We start from the raw sequence: 23,325 nt of genomic DNA on the forward strand, positions 1-23,325 counted from the left end.
CAGGGAAGCGGGCTTGTCGGTTTCAGACTTTAATTTTCAGGCCTTAGCCGTGGTTTTTGCCCAGCAGCGCGTGATACAGCTCGGTATCCCCGAGAATGCCGACCACTTTATTGCCGTCCTGCAGGACCAGCTTGTTGCCGGTCTGGTAGCGGATCTGCAATGCGTCGCGCATGCCGATGTTGGAGTGCACCAGGGTAGGGCGACGGTCGAGCGTGCCGACGTCCTGGCCGGGGGTCCAGTTCTGCAGATCGAGGGGCGTAGCACCTTGCCGTGCGCCCTTGATCACATTGCCTTCGGCCAGGTCGAGCCATGAGTCGCCGCTCGGGTCCAGACACACCGAATCGTTGACGTGCGTGCACTCATCGACCGTGCGCATCAGGCTGCGACCACACAGCACGTTCAGTGGATTGGTGTGCGCAACGAAGGTACGAACGTATTCATCTGCCGGGTTGAGGACGATCTGTTCTGGCACGCTGTATTGCACGATGCGGCCGTCTTTCATGATGGCGATCCGGCTGCCGAGCTTCAGGGCTTCATCCAGATCGTGGCTGACGAAGACGATGGTCTTGCTCAGCTTGCTTTGCAGGGCCAGCAGTTCGTCCTGCAAGCCTTGGCGGATGAGCGGGTCAAGCGCCGAGAACGGTTCGTCCATCAGTAGAATGTCGGCATCCATTGCCAGTGCGCGGGCCAGCCCCACTCGCTGCTGCATGCCACCGGACAGCTCGTCCGGCTTCTTGTTGCGCCACTGTGTCAGGCCCACCAGCTCGAGCTTTTCATCGACCAGCTTGCGTCGTTCCTTTTCCGGGCGACCCTGCATTTCCAGGCCGAAGCTGATGTTCTCGCGTACTGTCAGCCAGGGCATCAGGGCGAATTTCTGGAAGACCATGGCAATGCGCTTGGTGCGCATCATTTTCAGCTCGGCCGCGCTGCAGTTGGCGATGTTGATCTGCGAGCCTTCATGCTCGACGAACAACGAGCCACGGCTGACGGTATTGAGACCGTTGATGCAGCGCAACAGGCTGGATTTACCCGAGCCGGACAAGCCCATCAACACGCAGATTTCGCCTTTCTCGATGTCCAGACTGGCGTTCTCGACGCCTACGATCTGCCCGGTTTTCTTCAGAATCTGGTCACGCGTGAGACCTTCGTCCAGCAGCTTGAGGGCTTCACGCGGGTCCCTGGAGAAGATGACGTCTACCTTGTCGAATTTGATGATACTCATGCGTCGGACCCTACCTTGGCTTCGGGTTGTTTGCAGATACGGTCGAGCATGATGGCCAGCAATACGATTGCCAGACCGGCTTCGAAGCCGAGCGCGATATCGGCTGTGTTCAGTGCGTTGACCACGGGTTTGCCTAGACCATCGGCACCGACCAGCGCGGCAATCACCACCATCGACAACGACAGCATGATGCACTGGGTGATCCCGGCAGCGATGCTGGGCATGGCGTAGGGCAGTTCGATGCGGGTCAGCAACTGGCGGCGCGACGAGCCGAAGGCCTTGCCGGCGTCCAGCAATTCCTGGGGTACATCGCGGATGCCCAGATACGTCAGGCGAATCGGTGCAGCAATGGCGAAGACCACGGTCGAGATCAGGCCGGGCACTACGCCCAGACCGAATAGCGTAAGGGTCGGGATCAGATAGACGAACGTGGGAACAGTCTGCATCAGATCGAGCAATGGCCGGATGATGGTGTAGAACAGCGGCTTGTGCGCGGCAATGATGCCCAGCGGCACGCCGATGACGACACACACCAGCGTGGCGAAGAGCACCTGCGCCAGGGTTTCCATGGTTTCCTGCCAGTAATGCAGGTTGAGGATCAGCAGAAACGAAAGGATGACGAAAACCGTCAGGCCCCACTTGCGCTGGATGAAATGCGCGAGGGCGGCGATAAGGCCGATCAGTACGAATGGATTGAACCAGGTCAGCGCGAAAGTGAACCCGTGGATCATCATTTCCAGTGTCGAGGCTATCGCGTCGAAGTAATCGGCGCCGTTGGCCGTCAACCAATCGACAAATGCGGCGATGTACTCGCCCAGAGGGATTTTATGGTCAGTCAGCATGATTTCGGGTGTCCGCTTGCGGAAGGTGAAGAGGGCAGCAGGCGGGTCAGCCCCGCCTGCTGTCGGCTTACTGGGTCAACTTGGCTTTGGCTGCCTCCAGGCCTGGCTTGCCATCGACGGTGGTCACGCCGGAGAGCCAGGTGTCGAGTACTTGCGGGTTTTTCTTGATCCACGCCTTGGCGGCGGCATCAGGCTTCATTTTGTCGTCCAGGACGTTGCCCATCAGGGTGCTTTCCATGTCCAGTGTGAAGGACAGGTTCTTGAGTAACTGACCTACGTTGCTGCATTCCTGACTGTAGCCTTTGCGGGTGTTGGTGTAGATGGTCGCCTGGCCATAGTTGGGGCCGAAGAAGTCATCACCGCCAGTCAGATATTTCATCTTGAAACGCGTGTTCATCGGATGCGGTTCCCAGCCGAGGAACACGACGTCGTTTTTGCGTTTCACGGCGCGGTCGACCTGCGAAAGCATTGCGGCTTCGCTGGACTCTACAACCTTGAAGCCTGCATCTTTCAGGCCGAAGGCGTTCTTGTCGATCATGCTCTGGATCAGGCGATTGCCATCATTGCCGGGCTCGATGCCGTAGATCTTGCCGCCCAGTTCCTTCTTGAATTTGGCGATGTCGGCGAAGTCATGCAGGCCTTTGTCGTAGAGCGCCTGAGGCACTGCCAGGGTGTACTTGGCGTTCTCCAGGTTGGCTCGCACGGTTTCGACAGTCCCGGCTTCGCGATACGGCTTGATGTCGTTTTCCATGGTCGGCATCCAGTTGCCGAGGAACACGTCCATGTTCTTGCCGTCGGCCAGCGACTTGTAGGTCACCGGTACGGAAATCATGGTGGTCTTGGTCGTGTAACCCAGAGACTCGAGTACGGCGCTGGTGACCGCAGTAGTAACGGTAATGTCAGTCCAGCCTACGTCGGAGAAGTTGACCGTATGACAGGCCTCTGGCTCGGCTGCCTGAGCAAGCACCGGCATACAGAGCGTAGCGGCCAACAGCAACGATTTGGAACCTTTCATGGGTGGACTCCTGTGAGTTTCTTCTAGTCATCAGCAGGTGAACGCTGACGCGGCTTATGGGTTGGCGAGGCTTTTCGCGAAGCTCCATCACTGCGCCGGGCGATCGAGTCGGAACCGATCATGTAACAGGGAAAATCAAACGCCTACAGGGGGCGTCGTATCCAGTGCAGGAGGCGTCGTATCCAGTGCGCGCAAGGTCGCTTACAGATTCGTTGCATCGTACACACGCCCGGTTGCAGTGTTGGGACTGCTGAAAAACGGCCAGTACGTTACACAGTCGCTGCGCAGGTCGGCAACGGTCGGTTGGCAGGTCGGTGCCTGCGCGAACGCGGTCTTTTGGAGGGGGGTAACGCCGACAAGTTCATTATCGGGTCAGCCCGTGCGGTCGTGTCGTCAGGTCTGACCATCACTTTTGATGGCTGCGCGGTTTTTGATCACACGCCTTGATGGCCGCCACCTTTTAGCGCGAAAACCCGCTGACGACCTGATTTTTCAGGGCGTGCCTTGAGGGTGTAGACAAAATAAATTAAACTTTCACTCCCTTGTCTGAATAGCCCTCAAGCCATGCCTAAAACCGGACGTCCTCGCTCGATTGCCGCCGAGCACTATCCCGTGCTGGTGAAACTCGCTCATGCACAGCCCTATTCCAGCCAGGCCGAATTGGCGCTCGTATTCTTCGCCGAAACCGGTATCACTGCGCATCCCGACACCTTTGCAAAAGCGTTGAAAATGGCAGGGATTACGCGTGTAAAGCAGCGGGCCAAGGGAAGTTTTCAGTCACCTGAACCTAATAAAGCCTATGGCTACAATGAAACCCACCGCCGCCAACTGCCGGAGCAGCTATATCCGAGTTGCTTGACAGATACCGAGTGGGCACTGGTCGCCGACCTGTTTGAAAGCCAGGGCGGACGAGGAGTGCCACCGCTTCACTCTCGGCGCACGTTGCTGGAAGCCTGTTGCTATGTCGTACGCACGGGGTGCTCATGGCGAATGCTACCCCGCGATTTTCCTCATTGGGACAATGTCTACAAAACGTTCCGCCGGTGGAGCGCTCAAGGCAAGTTCGAGCAAATGCATGATCGCTTGCGAGCTCAATGGCGTGAGCGGGAAGAACGCGCTGACAGCCCGTCAGCAGCGATCCTGGATTCACAGTCGACCCGCAGTTCTCCTCAAGGCGGTGACAGCGGCTACGACGCAGGCAAAAAAGTGAAGGGGCGTAAACGAAGTCTGATTGTCGATACATTGGGCCTGCTGCTGGCTGTCAGTATCAGTGCTGCAAGCGTGCAGGATCGTGACGCGGCGGATGATGCGGTGGCGTACTCGAAGGAAAAATATCCGTCACTGAGCACGCTTTTTGTTGATAGTGCGTACGCAGGAAAATGGGCACAGCGCACCCATCAACTGCACGCTATCGATGTTCAAGTGATCCGTGGCCCGAATAACAGAAGAACAGGGCAATGGCACTCTGAACAAGGCGATCTATTTTCCGTGGAGCCTGTTCAGACTGGATTTGTGGTCATGCCCAAGCGATGGGTAGTGGAGCGAACTCATGCCTGGAATGAGAGAGCTCGGCGACTGATCATGCATCATGATCGCCTTTTTGCGGTAAGCGAGGCATGGGTTTGGTTGGCCGAGGCTCGAATACTCGCGCGCCGACTCACTACATGATTTTGTCTACACCCTCCTTGAGTAGCACTTGGGGCACGTCTAGCCCCATGGCGTTTCCCCGTGTGCTACCGAATTGCTCATCAGGAGTGCGGCCAGCGCGCCTTGGCGTCGCAAACAGACACTCGGGTCGCTGCTGGATAGACACTTCGCGACGTCGTTTTCAGGTGTTGTTGAATGGCTGATCAATTTCCGGCATGGGATTTGCGATGTCATCACAAAGCCCATCAATGAAGAGGGCTATAAGAAGAGCCTGTCCTGGGGCCAACCAATGCCATATGTGAGGAGATAGTGTGATGACATCGTTCAATCAAGGGGCTCAACCTCAGAACAGCGCGCCACAATCCATCGGCTTTCTGCTGCTGGATAACTTCACCCTGATCTCCCTCGCATCGGCGGTAGAACCTCTTCGCATGGCTAACCAGCTGTCGGGCCGCGAGTTGTATCGCTGGACCACGCTGAGCGTGGACGGCGGTCAGGTGTGGGCCAGTGACGGTTTGCAGATCACACCGGATGCCGCCATGCACAAGGCTCCGGCACTCGATACCGTCATCGTCTGTGGTGGTGTCGGCATTCAGCGCACCGTGACGCGTGAACACGTGAGCTGGCTGCAGAGCCAGGCACGTCAGTCACGTCGCCTCGGCGCGGTGTGCACCGGCAGTTGGGCGCTGGCGTGTGCCGGCTTGCTGGATGGCTTCGATTGCAGTGTGCATTGGGAGTGTCTGGCTTCAATGCAGGAAGCCTTTCCACGCGTGTCGATGAGCACCCGGCTGTTCACCCTGGACCGTAACCGCTTCACCAGCTCGGGTGGCACGGCGCCATTGGACATGATGCTGCACCTGATCAGTCGCGATCATGGTCGTGAGTTGTCGGCCGCGATTTCCGAGATGTTCGTCTACGAGCGCATTCGCAACGAACAGGATCATCAGCGCGTGCCGCTCAAGCACATGCTGGGTACCAATCAGCCAAAGCTGCAGGAAATTGTGGCTTTGATGGAGGCAAATCTTGAAGAGCCGATCGACCTTGACGAGCTGGCGGTGTACGTCGCCGTGTCGCGCAGGCAGCTGGAGCGACTGTTCCAGAAATACCTGCACTGCTCGCCGTCGCGCTACTACCTGAAACTGCGCCTGATCCGCGCTCGGCAACTGCTCAAGCAGACACCGATGTCGATCATCGAAGTGGCGTCAGTGTGCGGCTTCGTATCGACGCCACACTTCTCCAAATGCTACCGCGAATACTTCGGCATTCCGCCGCGTGACGAGCGCGTGGGTTCCAACACCGCGCAACAGGTCGCCATGATGCCGATCCCGCAGGCAATGGTGCTCGCCCCATTGTCCGGACCGATGTCGGCGTTGAGTCAGGCGCGTAATGAATCGACGTTTGCGAGTGTGAGGCTTTAGTCGCCCTACGCCACAAGAGGACGCGGAGCGTCCGGAAAGGCATGCGACGCGGAGCGTCCAGAACGGCGTACTGACGCGGAGCGCCGGCACGCCAGTTGGGTTTTCGTGTGTTTACAGTGCGAAGCGCGACACCATGCTGTTGAGGTCCACGGCCAGGCGGGATAGCTCGGTGCTGGCCGCGCTGGTCTGATTGGCGCCGGTGGTGGATTGTGCAGACAGGTCGCGGATGTTGACCAGGTTGCGGTCCACTTCGCGAGCGACTTGCGCCTGCTCTTCGGCAGCACTGGCGATGACCATGTTGCGTTCGTTGATCTCTTCGACTGCAACGTTGATGGTGTTCAGCGCCAAGCCCGCGCCTTTGGCGATGTTCAACGTCGATTCGGCGCGTTCGGTGCTGTTGCGCATCGAACTCACTGCCTGCTCTGTACCGCTCTGAATGCTACCGATCATGCGTTCGATTTCACTGGTCGATTGCTGCGTGCGGTGCGCCAGGGCGCGGACTTCGTCGGCGACTACAGCAAAGCCACGCCCGGCTTCACCAGCGCGTGCAGCCTCGATGGCGGCGTTGAGGGCGAGCAGATTGGTCTGGTCTGCCAGGCCGCGAATCACGTCCAGCACCTTACCGATATCACGCGATTCACTGGCCAGGTTGATGATCAGTTCAGCCGTACCTTTCACATCGCCGCTCATGCGTTCGATGGCGCTGACGGTTTCCTGAACCAGGTCACGACCGTCGCCAGCAGATGTCGCAGCATTGCGAGACGCTTGTGACGTGCTGACGGCATTGCGCGCGACTTCTTCCACGGCGCTGGTCATCTCGTTGACCGCGGTTGCAGCCTGCTCTATTTCGTTATTCTGCTGCACCAGCCCGCGTGCGCTTTCGTCGGTGACAGCATTGAGCTCTTCAGCAGCCGAGGCCAGTTGCGTGGCCGAACCGGAAATTCCCTGCAACGTATCGCGCAGCTTGTCCTGCATGGTTTTCATGGCCAGCAGCAAACGACCGGCTTCATCGGTACCGTCGATCTGGATCGGCCGGGTCAGGTTGCCTTGTGCGATGGTTTCCGCTGCATGCAGAGCCGTGGCAATCGGCGTGGTAATACTTTTGATCAGCATCCAGGCAAACACGATGGTCAGCAGGGTGGCAGCGATCAACAGTCCGACGACCAGATTGAATGCCGAATCGTACTCGCTGGACGCATCCTTCTTCACCTGGTTCAACTGAGCCGTGTTGAACTCCACCAGTTTGCTGAGCACAACATTCATCTGGTCGGAGTTGTTGAGCATTTCGTTATTGAGCAGGCCCTGCAATTCATCGATCTTGTTGGCGCGAGTCAGGGTCTTCAGGCGCTCTTCAAGCTGGCGATATTGTCCCAGCAGTTGTACGTACTGGCTGTAAAGATTGCGCTCGTCGGGATCGCTGATGAGCTTCTCGTAAATCGCCTGAGCGTCAGTGATCTGCTTGTTGCGCATCGCCATCAACTCGATGGTTTTCTGCTGGGTTTCCGGGTCGCGGTTGACCAGCAATCGATAGGACAGAACGCGCAAACGAATGCTGACTTCAGCGAATCGGTCAAGGCTCTTGATGCTCGGCACATTGTTGTCGGCCAGCACTTCAGTGGCGCCACGGATCTTGCTCATCTGAGACAGTGCAAATACACCCAGAATCAACATGAGTGTGCCGATCATGGCAAATCCAAGAAACGCTCGGGGCGCGATGTTCATATTTCGCAGGGACATAGAAAGCTTCCAGGGTCAGGTACGCAATCCATGCGATTTAACGGTGAAGGGAATGCAGTGAATGGCTGCCTATCGGTCATGCGACTAACGTCTTGAGTCAGTAGGCACTAAATATTGACGACTTATTACTGACGGTTATCTTTGGATATGGCTGACATTCGCGCAAACCCTTGAAAAGACTGGGTTGAGGGGGGTTAGGGTGATGTCAGTTTGCCCATTGGCTGTGCGCATTTGTCGCAGTTCGGGGCGGTCTGACGAACAGCAGGAACCGGATTCCGAATACGTAGTCACAAGCCCCCTACGCGTCTACGTTATGGACATGTCAACGTCATGACAGATCAGTATCAAAGCCTGAGCGCTGGTATGCGCAGCGACTTTTCTTTATCGTACGCGCCCGTTGAAATTTGCTCGAGAAATCAAAATGTTGGAAGCCTCCCTTAGCCAATTGGAACAACTTGTCGGCGATCTGGTGCAGCAGAACCAGGCCCTTCAGGAAACAAATGCACAGCTCGGTGCCGAGCTGGCAAAAGCCAAGGACGAGAACGAGAACTTGCAACTGAGTCTGATGGAGCAGGAAGAGAAGCATGGCAGCACTGCCGCGCGCATCCAGGCACTGGTTGATCGCGCGACCAGCGCAAGTGCTGTCGGCGCATGAACGTCGATGGCAGCGGTGTAACCGTCCTCACTATTCTGGGCAATGAGTACTCGGTCAAGGCGCCGGCTGGCGAAGACCTGACCCTCATGAAGGCCGCCGCGATGCTTAATGCGTCGCTGGCCGACACCAAGCGCAAATACCCGACGTTGATCGGTGACCGTCTGCTGGTCCTTGCTGCGCTGAACCTTTGTTCGCAGCAGATCGAGCTTGAGCAATTGCACAAGGTCGAGCTCAAGCGCTACCGGGAGCAGGTCGAAGCGACGGTGGATGTGATCGCCAAGACCATCGCCCCGAACTGAATGTGAGGCGCTGACGCAGTCGCAGTCAGAACGAATGCGACTGTCTGCGTCTGCGCCATTGCCCGAGTGCTTCCTCCAGCCGCAAGGGGCTGTCGATCTGCTGGCGACGAGCATGGCTGAACAGGATCAGCGCCAGTTCTGCGGTGACCAGCGCATCGGCGCTGGCGTGGTGACGCTCTTCGGCGTGCAGACCAAAGAAACGGGTCCAGTCATCCAGCCCGGCATGACGCAGGTTGGCGTGCTCGCAGAGCATCGGAGCTATTTCGGCAGCGTCGAAAAACGGATGCTGCAAGCGATAGCCCAGGCTTTCCTTCAAGGCACGCGACAGCATGTGCTGATCGAATGGCGCGTGAAAGCCGAGGATCGGGCTGTCACCGACGAACTCCATGAAGTCCAGCAAAGCCTCGACCGGCTCACTGCCTGCGGCAATCGCACTGGGCGCCAGCCCATGAATCAGAACGGCGGGGCTGATCTTGTGGTCGACGCGCAACAGCGTGCGCTCGAACTGCTGGCCCAGATCGATGGCGCCGTCTTCAATCACCACCGCACCCATGGACAGCACTTGATCGCGGTTCATGTTCAAGCCGCTGGGTTCAAGGTCCAGCACGACCCAGCGCTGTTGGCGCAAAGGCTTGTCGCTGAGGTTCGCGCAGACCGGCAGCTTTTTGAGGCGATCCAGTTGATGCGCTTGCAAGGGTGTCTTTTTCGCGCGCGGCTTGAGCCATTCGAACAGGTTCATACTTGATAACGCAGGGTCAGGCTGGTTTGCAGTCGCTGCGCCTGGCGAAACGATTCGCGCAGAATGCGTCTGTCCAGATGGTTGAGCGTGTCAGGGTCGATGCGGTTGGAGTAAGGAAGGTTCTGGCGGCTTTGCAATTGATGTTGCTGCATGCGGGTCTGCTGAATGAAGTGGTACGCCTCTTCATACGCAGCGCCATCCAGGGGGTCGATGACTTCACGTTCGACCAGTTGGCGCAGGCGTTCCTGGGTATTGTTGACGCCGACACCATTGGCAAGCGCCAGCAGGCGCGCACCGTCGACAAAGGGCGTCAGGCCTTCGGTCTTGAGGTCCAGGGTGTCTTTTTCGCTGCCTTTGCGCGCCAGGACGAAATCCTTGAAGCGGCCCACCGGCGGCCTTTGGCGCAGTGCGTTCTCGGCCATCATGCGCTGGAACAGCTTGTTGTCTGCTACCTGATCAAGAATGCCGCGGCGCAGTTGCTCGCCGCCGCTCTCATCGCCCCAGACCACGCGCAGATCGAAATAGATACTCGATGCCAGCAGGTTCTCCGGAGTTGCCTCGCGGATAAAGGCTGCAAAGCGCTGTGACCACTCGAGCCGGGACAGGCACAGGTCGGGGTTGCCGGCCATGATGTTGCCCTTGCACAGGGTAAAACCGCACTGTGCCAGGCTCTGATTGATACGTTCGGCAATCGGCAACAATAACGTGCGGATCTGCTCTGCCTCCGCCGCATCGCTGGCTTCAAACAGAATGCCGTTGTCCTGATCGGTATGCAGCGTCTGCTCGCGACGGCCTTCGCTACCAAAGCACAGCCAGCTGAATGCAATGCCGGGGTCGCCATTTTCTGCAAGCGTCAGCTCGATCACGCGGCACACGGTGTGGTCATTGAGCAGGGTAATGATCTGGGTTATCTGGGTCGAAGAGGCACCATGGGCCAGCATGCGGTCGACCAACTGGACGATATCGCCCCTCAAACCGGCGAGCGCCTCGATACGCGGCGCATTGCGGATGGTCCGTGCCAGGTGGACCAGGTCGACCCGTTGCAAGGAAAACAAATCGCGCTCCGATACCACTCCACACAATCGCCCGTCTCTGACCAGGCACACGTGGGCGATGTGACGTCCGGTCATGGCGATGGCCGCGTCGAATGCGCTGGCGTCCGGGCTCAGATGGAACGGCGACAGGCTCATGGTGCGTCTGACCGGCGCGCTGAAATCGGCATTCACATCGGCAACTGCCTCACGCAGGTCGCGCAGGGTAAAAATCCCCAGCGGGGCCTGCTGCTCGTCGACAATCACGATGCTGCCTACCTGCTGTTCATGCATCAGTTTCACCGCGTCGCGCATGGGTGTTTCAGGGCTGCACATCACCGGGTGACGCATGGCCAGTTCGCCCAGACGTGTATTCAGGGAATACTGCGTGCCCAGGGTTTCAGCGGCGCGCTGCTGGACCTGCTGATTGACCTGATCCAGCAGGCTGCTGACGCCGCGCAGGGCAAAGTCGCGAAACGTTGTGGAAAGCGCGAATAGCTTGATGAACGCCTGCTTGTTCAATTGCAGGCAGAAGGTGTCTTCTGCAGCCAGGTGTTCAGTGCGAGTGGCACGCTCGCCCAGCAGGGCCGCAAGTGGAAAACACTCGCCAGTGGTAATTTCAAATGTTGTTTCTGTGCCGCCTTTGGCAGAATGCGGACGTTCACCGACGATTCGCCCCTGCTTGACGATGTAAAAGTGCTCTACCGGGCCATCGCCAGGCTTGATGATGCTTTCATCCGCAGCATAGAACCGGAGCTGACACTGCTCTACGAGGTACGCCAGATGCGCGTTTTCCATCTGGTTGAAAGGCGGGAATTTTTGCAGAAACTGCATGGTGCCGTGTATGTTCTGTAGCACGGCTGTCTTGCCTGCCTGGGTGAAAGCATCTGCCTTGCTCATGGCCTGTTCCGCGTTCTTGTTATTGGTGCTCATGGTCGGCCGCTTGCAGCCAGGTGCCCATTGGACGTAAGTCTTACGCTTGAACCGAGTGACAGTGCCGTGCCTGCTGCGGCGTAACTGATTTGACGAACGCAATGGATTGCGAGCGAAGACTGGCCAGGATGCCGACGAAATGCATCGCAGATTTATCCATATCTGCTGTCGGATTAGTTCAGGGAATGATGAGACTGCAATGATTGACCACGACATTTTGAGCGATGAAGAGCGCAATGCCCTCCATGAGGTCATGCTCACGCCCGCCCGTGACGCACCGCAACGAGTTCTGATCGTCGATGACGACAGCGACGCGCGCGAGCTGCTGGCCGAAATTCTGAGCCTCAATGACATCAGTTGCATGACCGCACCCGGTGGCGACAGCGCGCTCGAAATGATCCAGACGCGTCAGTCCATCGGACTGCTGATTACCGATTTGCGCATGGCACCTTTCGACGGGCTGGACCTGATCCGCAAGGTAAGGGAGTCGGATCGCGCCGAACTGCCGATCATTATCGTCTCCGGCGATGCCAACGTGCGCGATGCCATCGATGCCATGCACTTGAACGTGGTGGACTTCCTGCTCAAGCCGCTTAACACCAAGCAGCTGGTGAAGCTGGTAAAGCGTGAGCTGGGAATGAATTGACGCGATAGTCGTGCAGTTGAATGACCAGCGTGTCGATCCCCGTTTTCACGGCGGCGGAAACTGCGCTGCAGTGCGCTGACCGTCGATATTGGAGAGCTTCTGCCAACGCAGCAGGTTACGCCAGCCGACAACGGTTGAGTCCCGTGCCCGTTCACGAACGATCAACATCAGTGGTCGCCAGGTTTCTTTGGTCAGCAAAATATCGTCAATGGCCTGCTGGGCCTTTTCCGCTGCCTGCACATCCCCGCGCTGCAAAGCCACAGCCTGAATGCCGCGATAGCCGTCTATTTCGGCGCCTGCCCGGCCCTTCATCGAGTAATTGACGTTGTACTGGCAATACTTGCTGTCCTTGCCCAGACGTTTGATTGTCGCCTCGAAAGCGTCAAGGTGTATAGCCGCGCGCAGGCGGTTGTCGGGGGTGTTTTTGTTGCCTGTCTCATCCGGCTCCAGTGTTTCGATGCAACGCATCAACCACAGATCACGGTTGGCGGTGATTTCGGCCTGCATGTCGCGCAGCGTGGAGTAGTGCCGGTCCAGATCGGCGTCCTGTTTGTCGCCAATCAGGAAGGGTGATATTTCGTTCTTTTCCAGCGCCCAGGCCAAGTCTCGGGACATGCCCAGTTGCAAACCCAGCCCCTGAACCTGAACCCCATGGTTGGCACCTTTTTCTGCTGACGTGGCCGAGCTGGCAATCGGCGCGAAGTTCAGGTTGGCGGTGACCCCCGCCCGTTGCTGAGCAGTGTCACCCTTGGCGCCGACAACGCTGATGAATCCGCCGGTTTCCGTACGTGTTTCCTTGATTCGATCCGCTTCGACGTACACCGAAGGTTCCGGCGTCAGGGTTTGAGAGGCATCGCTTGCGCCATCCTTGAAACGTACCGCCGGGACGCGCAATGCCATACGCGCCGCGACGTTGCGGGTGCTGGACGTCGCATCTATCTGGCTGACAGAGACCTCCGGGTTACGCGCCAGTATGGCTTCCAGCGGCCCGGCGTAGCGCTGGCCCTTTTGCGGGTCGATGATGTCCCAGCGGACCATGCTGTCCAGCGCGGTCAGCATGTTGCCGCGCATTTCATCGTCCTTGTGACGGGTGCGGAAAAAGCGCATGAGGGTCGAGCTGGTTTGGGTTTCCTGAGCGGTAAAGCGGCCAGTGAGCGCAGCCTGTATCCCCACACCCTCTGCAACCGCGCTTCCTGCCGCCACACCGATGGTGACCTCGGCGGCTTCGGTTCGTGTTTTGCCGAAGGACATTTCCATCCCCAGAATCGGCATGAACAACTGGGCAAACGCTTCGTCACTGCGAGATTTCTCTGCCGAAAAGATCGGTGACACGATGGGCGATATCAAGCTGTAGGGCAGCGACGGCAAGCCTACGCCCAGCGTGCCTCCGCCGCCCAGCCGCAGCCGGTCGCGCAGGCGGCTTTCAAGAATGAACGGCTTGAAAAACGTCACAATGTCGCTTTTCTCGCTCAAATGCCGGGTTTTCAGCAGTTTTATCGCCGCGTTCAAGTCCTGATCAAGCACCTCTTCAACAGACTGAGCAGGTTGCAGCGCTGGCGGCAATATCTCGCGCAGGTGCTCATCGACGCGATTGATTGCCTCGTAGACCGACAGCTTGCTGTTCGCCAGTTCGCTGTACAGCGGCGGCAGTTCGATGTGCTGAGCTTTGTGCAGTACGTTGACTGCACGCTTGCCGTTCGCGTCCGGCTTATCCCATATCTGTGATAGCCGCTGCTGTTGAACGCGGGCCTTAAGCAGGCTTTGCATCGATTTGCCATCGCGATTTTTAAGCGTCACCTGCGACAGGTGAGTGCCTTTCTTTTCCAGAGATTTGAGGTGATCGAGCAGGGCTTGGGCGGCCGGGATTTCAAGTTGCAGTCCTGGTGCACCCTTGGCGTTTTTCAGGGTTTCTTCCAGCATGCTGATACGCGCAGAAATCACCTGATCAACCTGCTTTCTGGGCGATTGCAGGCCCATGCTTTCGCCCACCGAGTAGGCCCGATCCAGCGTCGATTTAGCAAAGGGTGTTTTGTTCAGCGTTGGGACCAGGCGGCGTGGTAACGAGCTTTTCGCTGGGGCAGTTGCTGTTGCTTGCTCCGGGGTATTGGCCGCCACGGCGCGCATGACCCATTCCATCGTCGCTTTTTTCAGGCGCTGGTCATGCTGCGCATAGGGCGTGCCGGGAGCGTTGCTGAAATAACCGTTACGAACCGCGTTGAAGGCGGCGTGATCAACATCGTCGAACGACTTCTCGTCTCCATCCAGCTTGCTGCGCGCCACCTGTTTGGCGGTTTGCAGCCATGCCTTGACCTTGCCGTCGGGCTCTTTCTGCTGCGCTTCATCGGCATTCCAGAACACGCGCAAAGGCTTGGCCCGCTCGGCCACGATCGGTGCAGTGCCATCGCTGGAGAGCACTTGCAGCATTTCCATGCCACGCGGCACAGTTGCCAGTTTTCGACAGAGGTTGAGCGTGTCCTGCTGAATGCTGTTGTTTGTGGCGCTGCGGGTCCTGACCGACTTCGACATTTCTTCGGCCACGCGTGGCCAATGTTCCAGTGGGTGCTGGCTCAGTACGTCGAGCACACGGTTGGCACGTGTGGCGTCATTGCCCGTCACGTCTGCCAGCGCCGACGTTATTACCTCGATAACCGCGAAAGCTGGCAGCGATGTGGGTGGCGGCGTGCCTTGCAGGCGATCGCCGATACGTTGCAGGGCCGCTTGAATTTCATCCGCACCGGTTGCTGCAAAAGCGTGCGCTTGACTGATCTGACTGGCGAGGTACTGCTCGCGGACGTTCTTGAGAGCGGTTTTATCGATTCGTTCTTGGGCCTCGCCCTCTGCAGGCGTGGTGACCTGGTCTGATGCGGGCAGTTTCTGATCAAGTGTCTTGAGTGCAAAGCGCTCGTCATTGACGATCGCGATTCGCTGATGAATCTTGCCCAGTTCGTCGTTCAGGCGCGCAACATCGGCATCGACCCGCACCAGTCTTTTTGTCAGTTGCTGATGTGTTTGCATGGCCTGTGAACGCGTTGCAAGCGTCTGTCCAATGGCGGTGTCCAGCCTGTCGGCTTCGTCTGACCCTTCGGGCGTCTCCTGTCGCTGGGCGCGCAACGCAGAAAGCTGCGTATTGGCGTGCGCGGCCGTGTGCTCGGCCGCGGTCATGTCGTGATCGAGTGAAATCAGCTCACGAGTCTCTGCCACCTTGAGTTGCAGTTCGATTTCGATGGCAGCGTGCCGGTCGGCGAAACGGACATCCAGCGCCTGCATGCGTGTGCGCAACTCGCCCAGCCACTGCTGAGAGAACTCGGCTTTCTGTTTAACCTGATCCTGCCCCTCACTCAGCGCGCCCAGTTGCAGTACCTCTGTGCCCTGAATCAGCTCCCGAAGTTGCTGGCTGGCCAGGCGGGTGGTGGAGTCGGCCTGTTGAACGCGAGCCCTGGCATGGTTCAGTCGTTCGGTCGACGTGGGTGGGGTGGTCTGTTCGAGCGATTCAAGATGCTCGCGCGCAGCGACCAATGCGAGGGTGGCTGTGGCGAGCACCTTGCTCTGATGATCCAGCCGGGTGCTCAACTCTTTCACCGCCGCTGCGATGGTTTCAGGGCTTTGCTTTGAGTTATCGGCCTTGGTCTTGGCGTTGCTGCCATTGCTGGCAACCTCGCGTAGCGGGGCAGGCTTTAGCCACGGAAAAATCTTGGTGGTAATACCCCTTACCGTTGAAGGGGCGGGGCGCTCCCAGAGAGACGTTGGCGCCGCCTTCAGGTGGGTCAGCGCCGAATCGACCATGCGCTGCAGTTCATGCGCTTCTTTTAGCAACGGATCGTGTTTCTCCTCGCTCGATAGGTGCTCACCTTCCTCCGGAATCCCGCTGCGCAAGGGCCGGTTTAAAGTACGACCGGTGCCGGGAATACCGAGACTGAAATTGGTCTGACGCTCGGAAAGCTTGCCAGCGATGCGCGTCTTCAGCCCGTGAGCTTGCTGAACACCTGGCGCTGATTTAGGTGCAGCAGGATTGGCGACTGGCGGAGGCTCAGTCGGTCTTGCCGTGACAGACGGTACTTCCGGCTGCGACGAAGATCCTGTTTCCAGAGGCACAACCGGGGTAGCAGAACGAGTATTGATTCTTAAGGTCATGAGCGGGCTCCATCGGCTCAGATATCAAGTTCGACAGATCAATACAGGTGGTGGTAGTAATCGTCACTGCACATTCGGTGGTGCGTAAACGTGTTTGAAGGGCTGTCGCCATGACGCCAAGAGGTTGCAGGCGACACTTCTTCAAACTGCCAGGGCTGCACGGGGAAGTCGTGTTTGCTCGGGGGCATAACGGGGGCTACGTTGCTGACTCGCGGTTTGCTTCCGTTGGTGAGTCAGCTGTGGCAGGTGCCTGAAACGTTTCCCAGCTTGAACGGGAGGTTTTCGGACCTGTCTGGATGGGTGGTCGATATGTGGATTCGGTTCCGCTTTTATTTTGGTGCGCGCGAGGATGGGTGAAAGGTTGTCGGGGATTCAAGGAATGGCAGGTTGATCACCGACTCAATCAGAGACGTTCAGTTGGAAAGTATCTGGGGTATTCACAAAAGAGACTGTCAGAAATTTTGTGTTCGGGCATAACATGTAGCTAGAGGTGCATGTATGCCGACCAAAAAGAAGTCCGCCAATGCAACAGCGAGGGAGTTGCCCTCGATTCCCCAAGAGCTGATCGAGCAGTTTGTTAAAGGCCCGATGAGCGCCGAAGCCATTCAAGACGCGTCCATGGCGTTCAAGAAGGCTCTGATCGAGCGTGCGCTAGGCGCCGAGCTGGGTCACCACCTTGGTTATCCTCAGGGCGCGGAGCGCCCTGAGGGGGCGACCAATCAGCGCAATGGCAAAAGCAGCAAGACGGTTCTGACCGACGACGGGCCGCTTCGCCTGGATATCCCCAGAGACCGCGATGGTAGCTTCGCCCCGATCCTGATTCCCAAGCACGAACGACGTTTTACAGGCTTCGACGACAAGATAATTGCCATGTACGCCCGGGGCATGACGGTGCGTGAGATCCGCGCTTTTCTATCTGAGCAGTATGGAACTGACGTGTCCCATGACTTCATCAGCTCAGTCACCGATGCGGTCATGGAAGAGGTGGGCGCTTGGCAGCAACGACCCTTGGAACCGATGTATCCGGTGATCTTCTTCGATGCGTTACGGGTCAAAATCCGGGACGAGGGGTTAGTGTGCAACAAGGCTATTTATCTGGCGCTGGGGGTATTACCTGATGGCACGCGCGACATTCTGGGTATATGGATCGAGAGCACCGAGGGTGCCAAGTTTTGGATGAAGGTGTTCAACGACCTCAAGACTCGTGGCGTTGAAGATGTTCTGATCGCCGTCACGGATGGCCTCAAAGGAATACCGGAGGCGTTGGGGGCGGTTTTTCCTGCCACGACGCTGCAAACCTGCATCGTGCATCTGATCCGCAACAGCTTGGACTATGCCGCTTGGGATAAACGTCGGGCACTGGCCAAAGCACTCAAGCCGATCTACCAGGCGATCAATGCCGATGTGGCTGAGCAAGAGCTTAACGCCTTTGAAGCGGGCCCCTGGGGCAAGCAGTATCCGACTGTAGTTGCTGCATGGCGTCGCGCCTGGGATCGGGTTATACCGTTTTTTGTTTTTCCGGCGGGCATTCGCAAAGTGGTTTACACGACCAATGCCATCGAGAGCATCAATGCCCAGTTACGCAAGATCATCAAGACTCGAGGGCACTTCCCGACCGATGAGGCTGCGACGAAACTGATATGGCTTGGGTTGCGCAACATCACCGCCAACTGGGGTCATGCGGCACACGACTGGAAAGTGGCAATGAATCAATTTGCGATCCTGTACGGAGACCGATTTACCAGACCGAGCTGGTAAAACAAGGGCCTGCCTGACGGCAGGCCCTAACCAGCCCGAACACAAAAAAACTGATACTCCCACCTGTGCGGACCCGAAACTCTCGACAGGATAAAGCAACGGGGAAGATAGAGAATCCTGGCTAACTTTTCGACCAAGTAAGCGCTTTTTCACACTGCTTGCTCTTTTCAAAATGCTCACAAAAAACGCTGGCAAATGTCCGCCCGGATCAACCCGATTAACCGGGTCCTCCTCACAATACGCATACGCATTCAACCCGCCCTCGCCAAACGGGCTCAAACTGTCCGGACTATTGAACCTCATCAAAACCGGATTAAAAGCCCTGTACCCATTGCCCAGCAAATAATGCCCTGTAATCGGGTCAAGCCGCTGGCCGGTAAAGCCCGGCAGGCTTGCGGGGCCTGAAGGGTAACGATGGCCGTAAGGCGTATAAGCAAACGCCAAACCCTGTGCCGCGATCACGGACTGCTGTTGGTCCGTCGCCAGTAACAGACAATCGTTCTGGTTGTTTTCCACACTCAGGTGAGCCAGCAAATGCTCGTCCGTACGCAGAAGCGTGTGCTGTATCTGCCCCTGAATTTGCGTCGCCAAGCGATTCTGCTGATAAAAAAACCGGTCGCTCCCCTGCCCCGCAGGCGAGCAGTCGGCCAAGCGATCCGTTGCGTCGTAATGGTAAGTGCAGAGCACTACAGGGCTGGCAGAAGACATGAACATCACCTGCGGCAATCGATGATAGAACCGTAATTCTGGGCGTGTGATCTCGTGCTGCACAGTTAGCAGAAATGCTAGGGAGCCCACCTCGTCTGCCAGAGCCGATTCAGGCAAATGAAATAACTGCCTGTCTTCAGCGCGTTGGGAACAAGCCTCTGTTGCTCACAGTCAAACCGTCTGCTTTACCGCCCACTCATGGGCGGTTCAGGTTTGATAAGGGTGACGCAATGAAAACTGCACGCGGTATGGCTTTGGTAACGTTGATGGCACTGGCTGCAAGCCCGGTGTTTGCCTTCAATCTGAATGACGCCGCAAATGCGGTTTCCAATGCCACGAGTGGCAATCAGAAAGCCACAGCGGCCCCTGAAGTCGCAGGACTGCTTAATACCCTTGGCACCCAGCTCAATGTCACCCCTGAACAAGCCGTTGGCGGAACAGGCGCATTGCTCGGGCTGGCGAAGAACAAGCTGACCAGCACCGATTATTCGCAGTTGGCCAAATCGGTTCCCGGTCTGGAGCAGATGTCCGGCACCTCCGCACTGGACAGCCTGGGAGGCGCAAACGCACTGGGCAGCCTGCTCGGTGGCAAGTCCGGCGATAACTCGATGCTCAACAGCGCACTGGGCAACGTGCAGAGCATGGGTGATGTGAATAACGCCTTCAAGGCACTGGGCATGGACAGCACGATGGTCAGCCAGTTTGCCCCGCTGATTCTGCAATACCTCGGGCAGCAAGGTGCCAGCGGTTCGGCGTTGCAGAGCTTGAGCGGGTTATGGGGTTCCGGCAGCTGATTCAAGCCGCAACGCCGCAATACGCGCATCTTTCTCCACCCAGAGCTGGTTGACCCAGCTCTGGATTTTCTCGCGAAACACCGGATCGTTCTCGTAATCGCCCTGCCACAGTGCCGGGTCCATTTCGCGGGTTTTGATGTCGACAATCACCTTGGGCACCCGCCCGCACAGCATGTCCCAGAACCCCGGGATGCCTGAACCCGGACAGACCACGGTGACATCCAGAATGGCGTCCAGTTGCTCGCCCATGGCAGCCAGCACGAATGCGACGCCACCGGCCTTGGGCTTGAGCAGATGGGTATAGGGCGATGATTGAGTCGCATGTTTGCCCGGAGTAAAGCGCGTGCCTTCCAGATAGTTGACGATGGTCACTGGCTGACGCTTGAACAGCTCGCAGGCGGCCTTGGTGATTTCCAGATCCTTGCCCTTCAGTTCCGGGTGCTTCGCCAGAAACGCCTTGCTGTAGCGCTTCATGAACGGGTAATCCAGCCCCCACCACGCCAGGCCCAGCAGGGGCACCCAGATCAGTTCTTTTTTCAGGAAAAACTTGAAGAAGGGCGTGCGCCGGTTGAGTGCCTGGACCAGCGCGGGAATATCCACCCACGACTGATGATTGCTGATGACCAGATACGAAGTATCACCGCGCAAGCCCTCATCGCCACGAATATCCCATTGCGTCGGTACACAGGTTGCGAAGATGACCTTGTCGATCTCGGCCCAGGTTTCGGCAATCCACATAACGGCGACTGAACAGCGATCGCGCATTCGGCCTCTGAACAGCAGCTTGAGCAAGGCAAAAACCAATAACGGACCTATCAATACCAGCGTATTGATCAGTAACAACAAAGCAACAAAACAGCCGGTGAGCAGACGGCGCATGGCGGACTCTTGAAGGTTCAGGGGCGGCAATAATAAAGACCCACGCGTTTTACGCCAATTACACAGGTGCTTACAAATGTTTCACGTCCGGGCACTTATGCTGGCCTGACACTCTTGCTGGCGAACCTACTGCAGGTTCGCTGTCTAAAAACGCGCGCCAATCAGGCGCTGACCATTGCGAGGAACCTCTCACGTGAAACCGATCCTGGCGCTATTGTCGTTGCTGGCCCTGCCGGTCATGGCTGCTGAACCGACGCTGTATGGCCGCTACGAGAACATCAAGGTTCTGGACGTAGACCAGACCTTCAAGGCCAAGATGGACACCGGCGCACTGACTGCTTCACTGTCGGCCAAGGACATCGAGCTGTTCCAGCGTGATGGCGATGACTGGGTGCGATTCCGTCTGGCAACCAAGGGCGCCGACAACAAGGTGTATGAGCACAAGGTGTCGCGGATCAGCAAGATCAAAGGGCGTGCAGAAGGTGATGACGAAGACGACGAAGGCATCAACCCTGCCAAGCGTCCTGTTGTAGACCTGGAACTGTGCCTGGGAAACAAGAAGCGCACGGTCGAAGTCAATCTGGTCGACCGCAGCCACTTCAACTTCCCGCTACTGATCGGTGCCAAGGCGCTGCGCGAGTTCGACGCAGCGGTTAATCCGGCACGCCGCTATACCGCTGACCAGCCTGACTGCTGAGGCGTCTATCGTGCTCATGCTTCTTCCTGACTATCGTGCGACGCTCCGCGTCGCATGCCGTTCAGGACGCTCCGCGTCCTATCTTGACTGTGCGGCGCGGCGCAGATTGACTCAAACTGGCGGCAGGGTCGCGATCATCGACGGGCGTTGACTGACGTCCAGATACCAAGCGGCCAGTCGCGGATAAGTGCTGCGCCAGTTCAGATCCGGCTGGCGAAAGTCCAGATAACCGAGCGCCACGGCGACGCTGATCGATGCGACATCAAAGGATGTGCTGAGCTCTGTGACCGCGTCGCTTTCGAAGTAATGCAGCGAGCGTTCAATCTTCTGCTGCTGGTTGTCCAGCCACTGGTCCCAGTGTTTTTCCTGCGGACGCAAGGCAGTTTCGTAGCGGATCATTACCGCTGCATCCAACACCGCATCGGCCAGCGAAGCCAGGGTCAGGCGCCTCCAGCGTGCCGAGCCTTCCAGGGGGATCAGTGGCAGGCCCACGTGCTGGTGGTCGAGAAAATCAAGAATCACCCGGCTGTCATGAATGACATTACCGTCAGCCAGCCTTAGCGCGGGAAGTTTGCCGGCCGGGTTGTCTTCATTGAGCTCGGCAGACGGGCTGACCGGCGTCAGCACTGTGGTCTGCAACTCGACGCGGTCGAGCTGAGCGGTTTCATGAAGCATCACCATCACCTTGCGGGCAAAAGGCGAGGCGGCGTTGAAGTACAACGTCATCGTGGGCGCTGACATGGGTGTTCCTCGAATGAGACAGGCTCTTAGACTAGTCAGCCTGTGACGCGCCTGCAATGAGCGTTTCAATCAGCCGCGCCGCACCAGCAAGCCCTTGATGCTCAACAGGGCAGCCGTCCCCATGCCCAGCCACGCCAGCGTATCCCACCAGCCATCACCCAGCAGCGCGGCGAACAAGCCGACGCCGATAAGCAGCGCTATCAAGGCGGGTATCGCAAAGGTCTTCCAGAATCGCGATGGCCTGGAACTCATTGCGCCGCCTGAGCGCGAATCACGCTCACCGAGCGCGCGGCACGACGCCTCACCCACCACAGATAGACGCCGCTGCCGAGTACGATGATGGTCAGCATGTCCAGCACTGCCCAGAGAATCTTCATCGGCATGCCGCCGTAATCACCGAAATGCAGAGGCTGCGACATACCCAATGCATCCATGTACCAGGGACGCTCTACCACGGCCGTGACTTGCAGCGTCTGCGCGTCGATCAGCACTGGCGTGGCCAGGTGCGCAGTCAAGTGCGTGTTGCCTTTGAGGAACACCGCGTAATGATGCTCGCTGGAGAAGCGCGTGCCGGGGAAAGCGATGAAATCGGCCTGCATGCCGGGCGCAGCGGATTCGGCAATTTCCAGCAATCGAGTCGCCGGGGCGCGCTGGGTCAATGGCGGCGCGTCTTTGTAAGGGGCGATCATGGTGGCCAGCGCATCATTGCGCCAGGAGGCAATCAGCAGATCGGCACAGGCACTGATCACCCCCGTCACGCCCACCACCAGCGCCCAGGTCAATGTCACTACGCCGATCAGGTTGTGCAGGTCCAGCCAACGCGTACGCCTGGATTTATTGACCCGCACCTGGCCGAACTCCAGCTTGCGCATAAACGGCGCATACAACACGGTCCCGGAAACGATCGCCACCACAAACAGCAAACCCATGAACGCCAGCAGCAATTTGCCGGGCAGGTTGGCGTACATGTCTACGTGCAGGCGCAGCATGACCATCATAAAGCCGCCATTGGCAGAAGGCATTTCCAGCGCTTCACCGGTGCGTGCATCAAGGGCGAAGGTGTGCGAGGAATTGGGCTCGGTGCCTGCGGTTGCCGCGGTGATGGCCATCACGCCATTGGTGTCTTCGTCGTCCCAGCCGAAATACTGCATCACCTCGCCGGGGCGATGTGCTTCGGCGGCCCTGGCCAGTTGCTCCAGGTTCAGATGCGGCGTGTCGGCAGGCATCTCCTGGTACTGCGGGGCGTCGCCCAGCAGGTAATCGATTTCATGATGGAAGATCAACGGCAGTCCTGTAACCGCGAGCATCAACAAAAACAGGGTGCAAATCAGGCTGCTCCAGGTATGCACGATGGACCAGCGGCGCACGGTTTGGCTTTTCATGGTTTATCCACAGGCGAAGGGACGCAAAACGGAGCGTGCCCCCGAAATGAC

Annotated in this window: 19 protein-coding genes and 1 pseudogene; 8 read left to right on the forward strand and 12 right to left on the reverse strand. The window is 57.9% G+C overall.

The window, feature by feature from the left end; translation table 11 throughout:
* Positions 1-43 precede the first annotated feature (43 nt).
* The 3 genes from choV to FFH21_RS25445 all read right to left on the reverse strand — a co-directional run bounded on the left by choV (position 44) and on the right by FFH21_RS25445 (position 3,079).
* Positions 44-1,222, reverse strand: coding sequence for a choline ABC transporter ATP-binding protein (choV, locus tag FFH21_RS25435; RefSeq protein WP_004655920.1), 1,179 nt, complete (start codon positions 1,220-1,222; stop codon positions 44-46).
* On the reverse strand, positions 1,219-2,067 hold the full coding sequence (choW, locus tag FFH21_RS25440) for a choline ABC transporter permease subunit (RefSeq protein ID WP_170846044.1): 849 nt from the start codon (positions 2,065-2,067) through the stop codon (positions 1,219-1,221). Before choW ends, choV begins: the two co-directional genes overlap by 4 nt.
* A 64-nt stretch (positions 2,068-2,131) precedes the next feature.
* A complete protein-coding gene (locus tag FFH21_RS25445) occupies positions 2,132-3,079 on the reverse strand; it encodes a choline ABC transporter substrate-binding protein (RefSeq protein WP_004655916.1) in 948 nt (315 codons plus the stop codon).
* Between the two features lie 564 nt (positions 3,080-3,643).
* On the opposite strand from FFH21_RS25445, the gene FFH21_RS25455 reads away from it, so the two are divergent.
* Positions 3,644-4,747, forward strand: a complete 1,104-nt coding sequence (locus tag FFH21_RS25455; RefSeq protein WP_004663854.1) for an IS5-like element ISPsy19 family transposase — start codon at positions 3,644-3,646, stop codon at positions 4,745-4,747.
* Between the two features lie 293 nt (positions 4,748-5,040).
* Positions 5,041-6,144 carry a GlxA family transcriptional regulator gene (locus FFH21_RS25460; protein WP_011169723.1) on the forward strand — a complete coding sequence of 368 codons (1,104 nt, stop codon included), beginning with the start codon at positions 5,041-5,043 and terminating at the stop codon, positions 6,142-6,144.
* 111 nt (positions 6,145-6,255) lie between these two features.
* Here FFH21_RS25460 and FFH21_RS25465 read toward each other — a convergent pair whose 3' ends face one another.
* Entirely contained in the window at positions 6,256-7,881 is a 1,626-nt protein-coding gene (locus FFH21_RS25465; RefSeq protein ID WP_004663386.1) for a methyl-accepting chemotaxis protein, read from the reverse strand.
* 421 nt (positions 7,882-8,302) lie between these two features.
* Here FFH21_RS25465 and FFH21_RS25475 point away from each other — a divergent pair, with 421 nt between their 5' ends.
* The gene (locus FFH21_RS25475; RefSeq protein ID WP_003316169.1) at positions 8,303-8,536 is read left to right on the forward strand and encodes a hypothetical protein; all 234 of its coding nucleotides are present in this window, start codon (positions 8,303-8,305) and stop codon (positions 8,534-8,536) included.
* Positions 8,533-8,835 (forward strand): cell division protein ZapA, encoded by a 303-nt coding sequence (locus FFH21_RS25480; protein ID WP_003316170.1) that lies wholly within the window; start codon positions 8,533-8,535, stop codon positions 8,833-8,835. Before FFH21_RS25475 ends, FFH21_RS25480 begins: the two co-directional genes overlap by 4 nt.
* A 25-nt stretch (positions 8,836-8,860) precedes the next feature.
* Here FFH21_RS25480 and FFH21_RS25485 read toward each other — a convergent pair whose 3' ends face one another.
* Both FFH21_RS25485 and FFH21_RS25490 read right to left on the reverse strand, forming a co-directional pair.
* On the reverse strand, positions 8,861-9,574 hold the full coding sequence (locus FFH21_RS25485) for a PolC-type DNA polymerase III (RefSeq protein WP_054088522.1): 714 nt from the start codon (positions 9,572-9,574) through the stop codon (positions 8,861-8,863).
* Positions 9,571-11,505, reverse strand: a complete 1,935-nt coding sequence (locus FFH21_RS25490; RefSeq protein ID WP_041924871.1) for a putative nucleotidyltransferase substrate binding domain-containing protein — start codon at positions 11,503-11,505, stop codon at positions 9,571-9,573. Before FFH21_RS25490 ends, FFH21_RS25485 begins: the two co-directional genes overlap by 4 nt.
* A gap of 232 nt (positions 11,506-11,737) precedes the next feature.
* Here FFH21_RS25490 and FFH21_RS25495 point away from each other — a divergent pair, with 232 nt between their 5' ends.
* Complete coding sequence (locus FFH21_RS25495) at positions 11,738-12,184, forward strand: response regulator (protein ID WP_002555590.1); 447 nt, start codon at positions 11,738-11,740, stop codon at positions 12,182-12,184.
* Between the two features lie 45 nt (positions 12,185-12,229).
* Here FFH21_RS25495 and FFH21_RS25500 read toward each other — a convergent pair whose 3' ends face one another.
* A complete protein-coding gene (locus FFH21_RS25500) occupies positions 12,230-15,967 on the reverse strand; it encodes a type III effector (protein WP_178114230.1) in 3,738 nt (1,245 codons plus the stop codon).
* 846 nt (positions 15,968-16,813) lie between these two features.
* Between FFH21_RS25500 and FFH21_RS25510 the strand changes: the two genes are divergently transcribed.
* A complete protein-coding gene (locus FFH21_RS25510) occupies positions 16,814-18,073 on the forward strand; it encodes an IS256-like element ISPsy17 family transposase (protein WP_004663377.1) in 1,260 nt (419 codons plus the stop codon).
* A 51-nt stretch (positions 18,074-18,124) separates the two neighbouring features.
* Here FFH21_RS25510 and FFH21_RS25520 read toward each other — a convergent pair.
* Positions 18,125-18,781: pseudogene (locus FFH21_RS25520) on the reverse strand (RHS repeat-associated core domain-containing protein); the annotation flags it as partial.
* Between the two features lie 230 nt (positions 18,782-19,011).
* Here FFH21_RS25520 and FFH21_RS25525 point away from each other — a divergent pair.
* Positions 19,012-19,575 (forward strand): DUF2780 domain-containing protein, encoded by a 564-nt coding sequence (locus tag FFH21_RS25525; RefSeq protein WP_004654797.1) that lies wholly within the window; start codon positions 19,012-19,014, stop codon positions 19,573-19,575.
* Here the strand turns inward: FFH21_RS25525 and FFH21_RS25530 are convergent.
* Positions 19,555-20,454 (reverse strand): acyltransferase, encoded by a 900-nt coding sequence (locus FFH21_RS25530; protein WP_011169727.1) that lies wholly within the window; start codon positions 20,452-20,454, stop codon positions 19,555-19,557. The two genes, FFH21_RS25525 and FFH21_RS25530, sit on opposite strands and share 21 nt — an antisense overlap.
* Positions 20,455-20,647: 193 nt before the next feature.
* Here FFH21_RS25530 and FFH21_RS25535 point away from each other — a divergent pair, with 193 nt between their 5' ends.
* The gene (locus tag FFH21_RS25535) at positions 20,648-21,151 is read left to right on the forward strand and encodes an ATP-dependent zinc protease (protein WP_002555611.1); all 504 of its coding nucleotides are present in this window, start codon (positions 20,648-20,650) and stop codon (positions 21,149-21,151) included.
* Between the two features lie 111 nt (positions 21,152-21,262).
* On the opposite strand, the gene FFH21_RS25540 is transcribed toward FFH21_RS25535, so the two are convergent.
* From FFH21_RS25540 to FFH21_RS25550, 3 genes are all read right to left on the reverse strand, one after another.
* Positions 21,263-21,892: a glutathione S-transferase family protein gene (locus FFH21_RS25540; RefSeq protein ID WP_004663374.1), complete on the reverse strand. Its 630-nt coding sequence runs from the start codon at positions 21,890-21,892 to the stop codon at positions 21,263-21,265.
* Between the two features lie 69 nt (positions 21,893-21,961).
* Complete coding sequence (locus FFH21_RS25545; RefSeq protein ID WP_004654803.1) at positions 21,962-22,144, reverse strand: hypothetical protein; 183 nt, start codon at positions 22,142-22,144, stop codon at positions 21,962-21,964.
* Positions 22,141-23,274 carry a PepSY domain-containing protein gene (locus tag FFH21_RS25550; protein ID WP_011169728.1) on the reverse strand — a complete coding sequence of 378 codons (1,134 nt, stop codon included), beginning with the start codon at positions 23,272-23,274 and terminating at the stop codon, positions 22,141-22,143. Before FFH21_RS25550 ends, FFH21_RS25545 begins: the two co-directional genes overlap by 4 nt.
* Positions 23,275-23,325: the final 51 nt, after the last annotated feature.

It is taken from the genome of Pseudomonas sp. KBS0707, from assembly GCF_005937945.2.
GTDB classification, from domain to species: Bacteria; Pseudomonadota; Gammaproteobacteria; order Pseudomonadales; family Pseudomonadaceae; genus Aquipseudomonas; species Aquipseudomonas amygdali.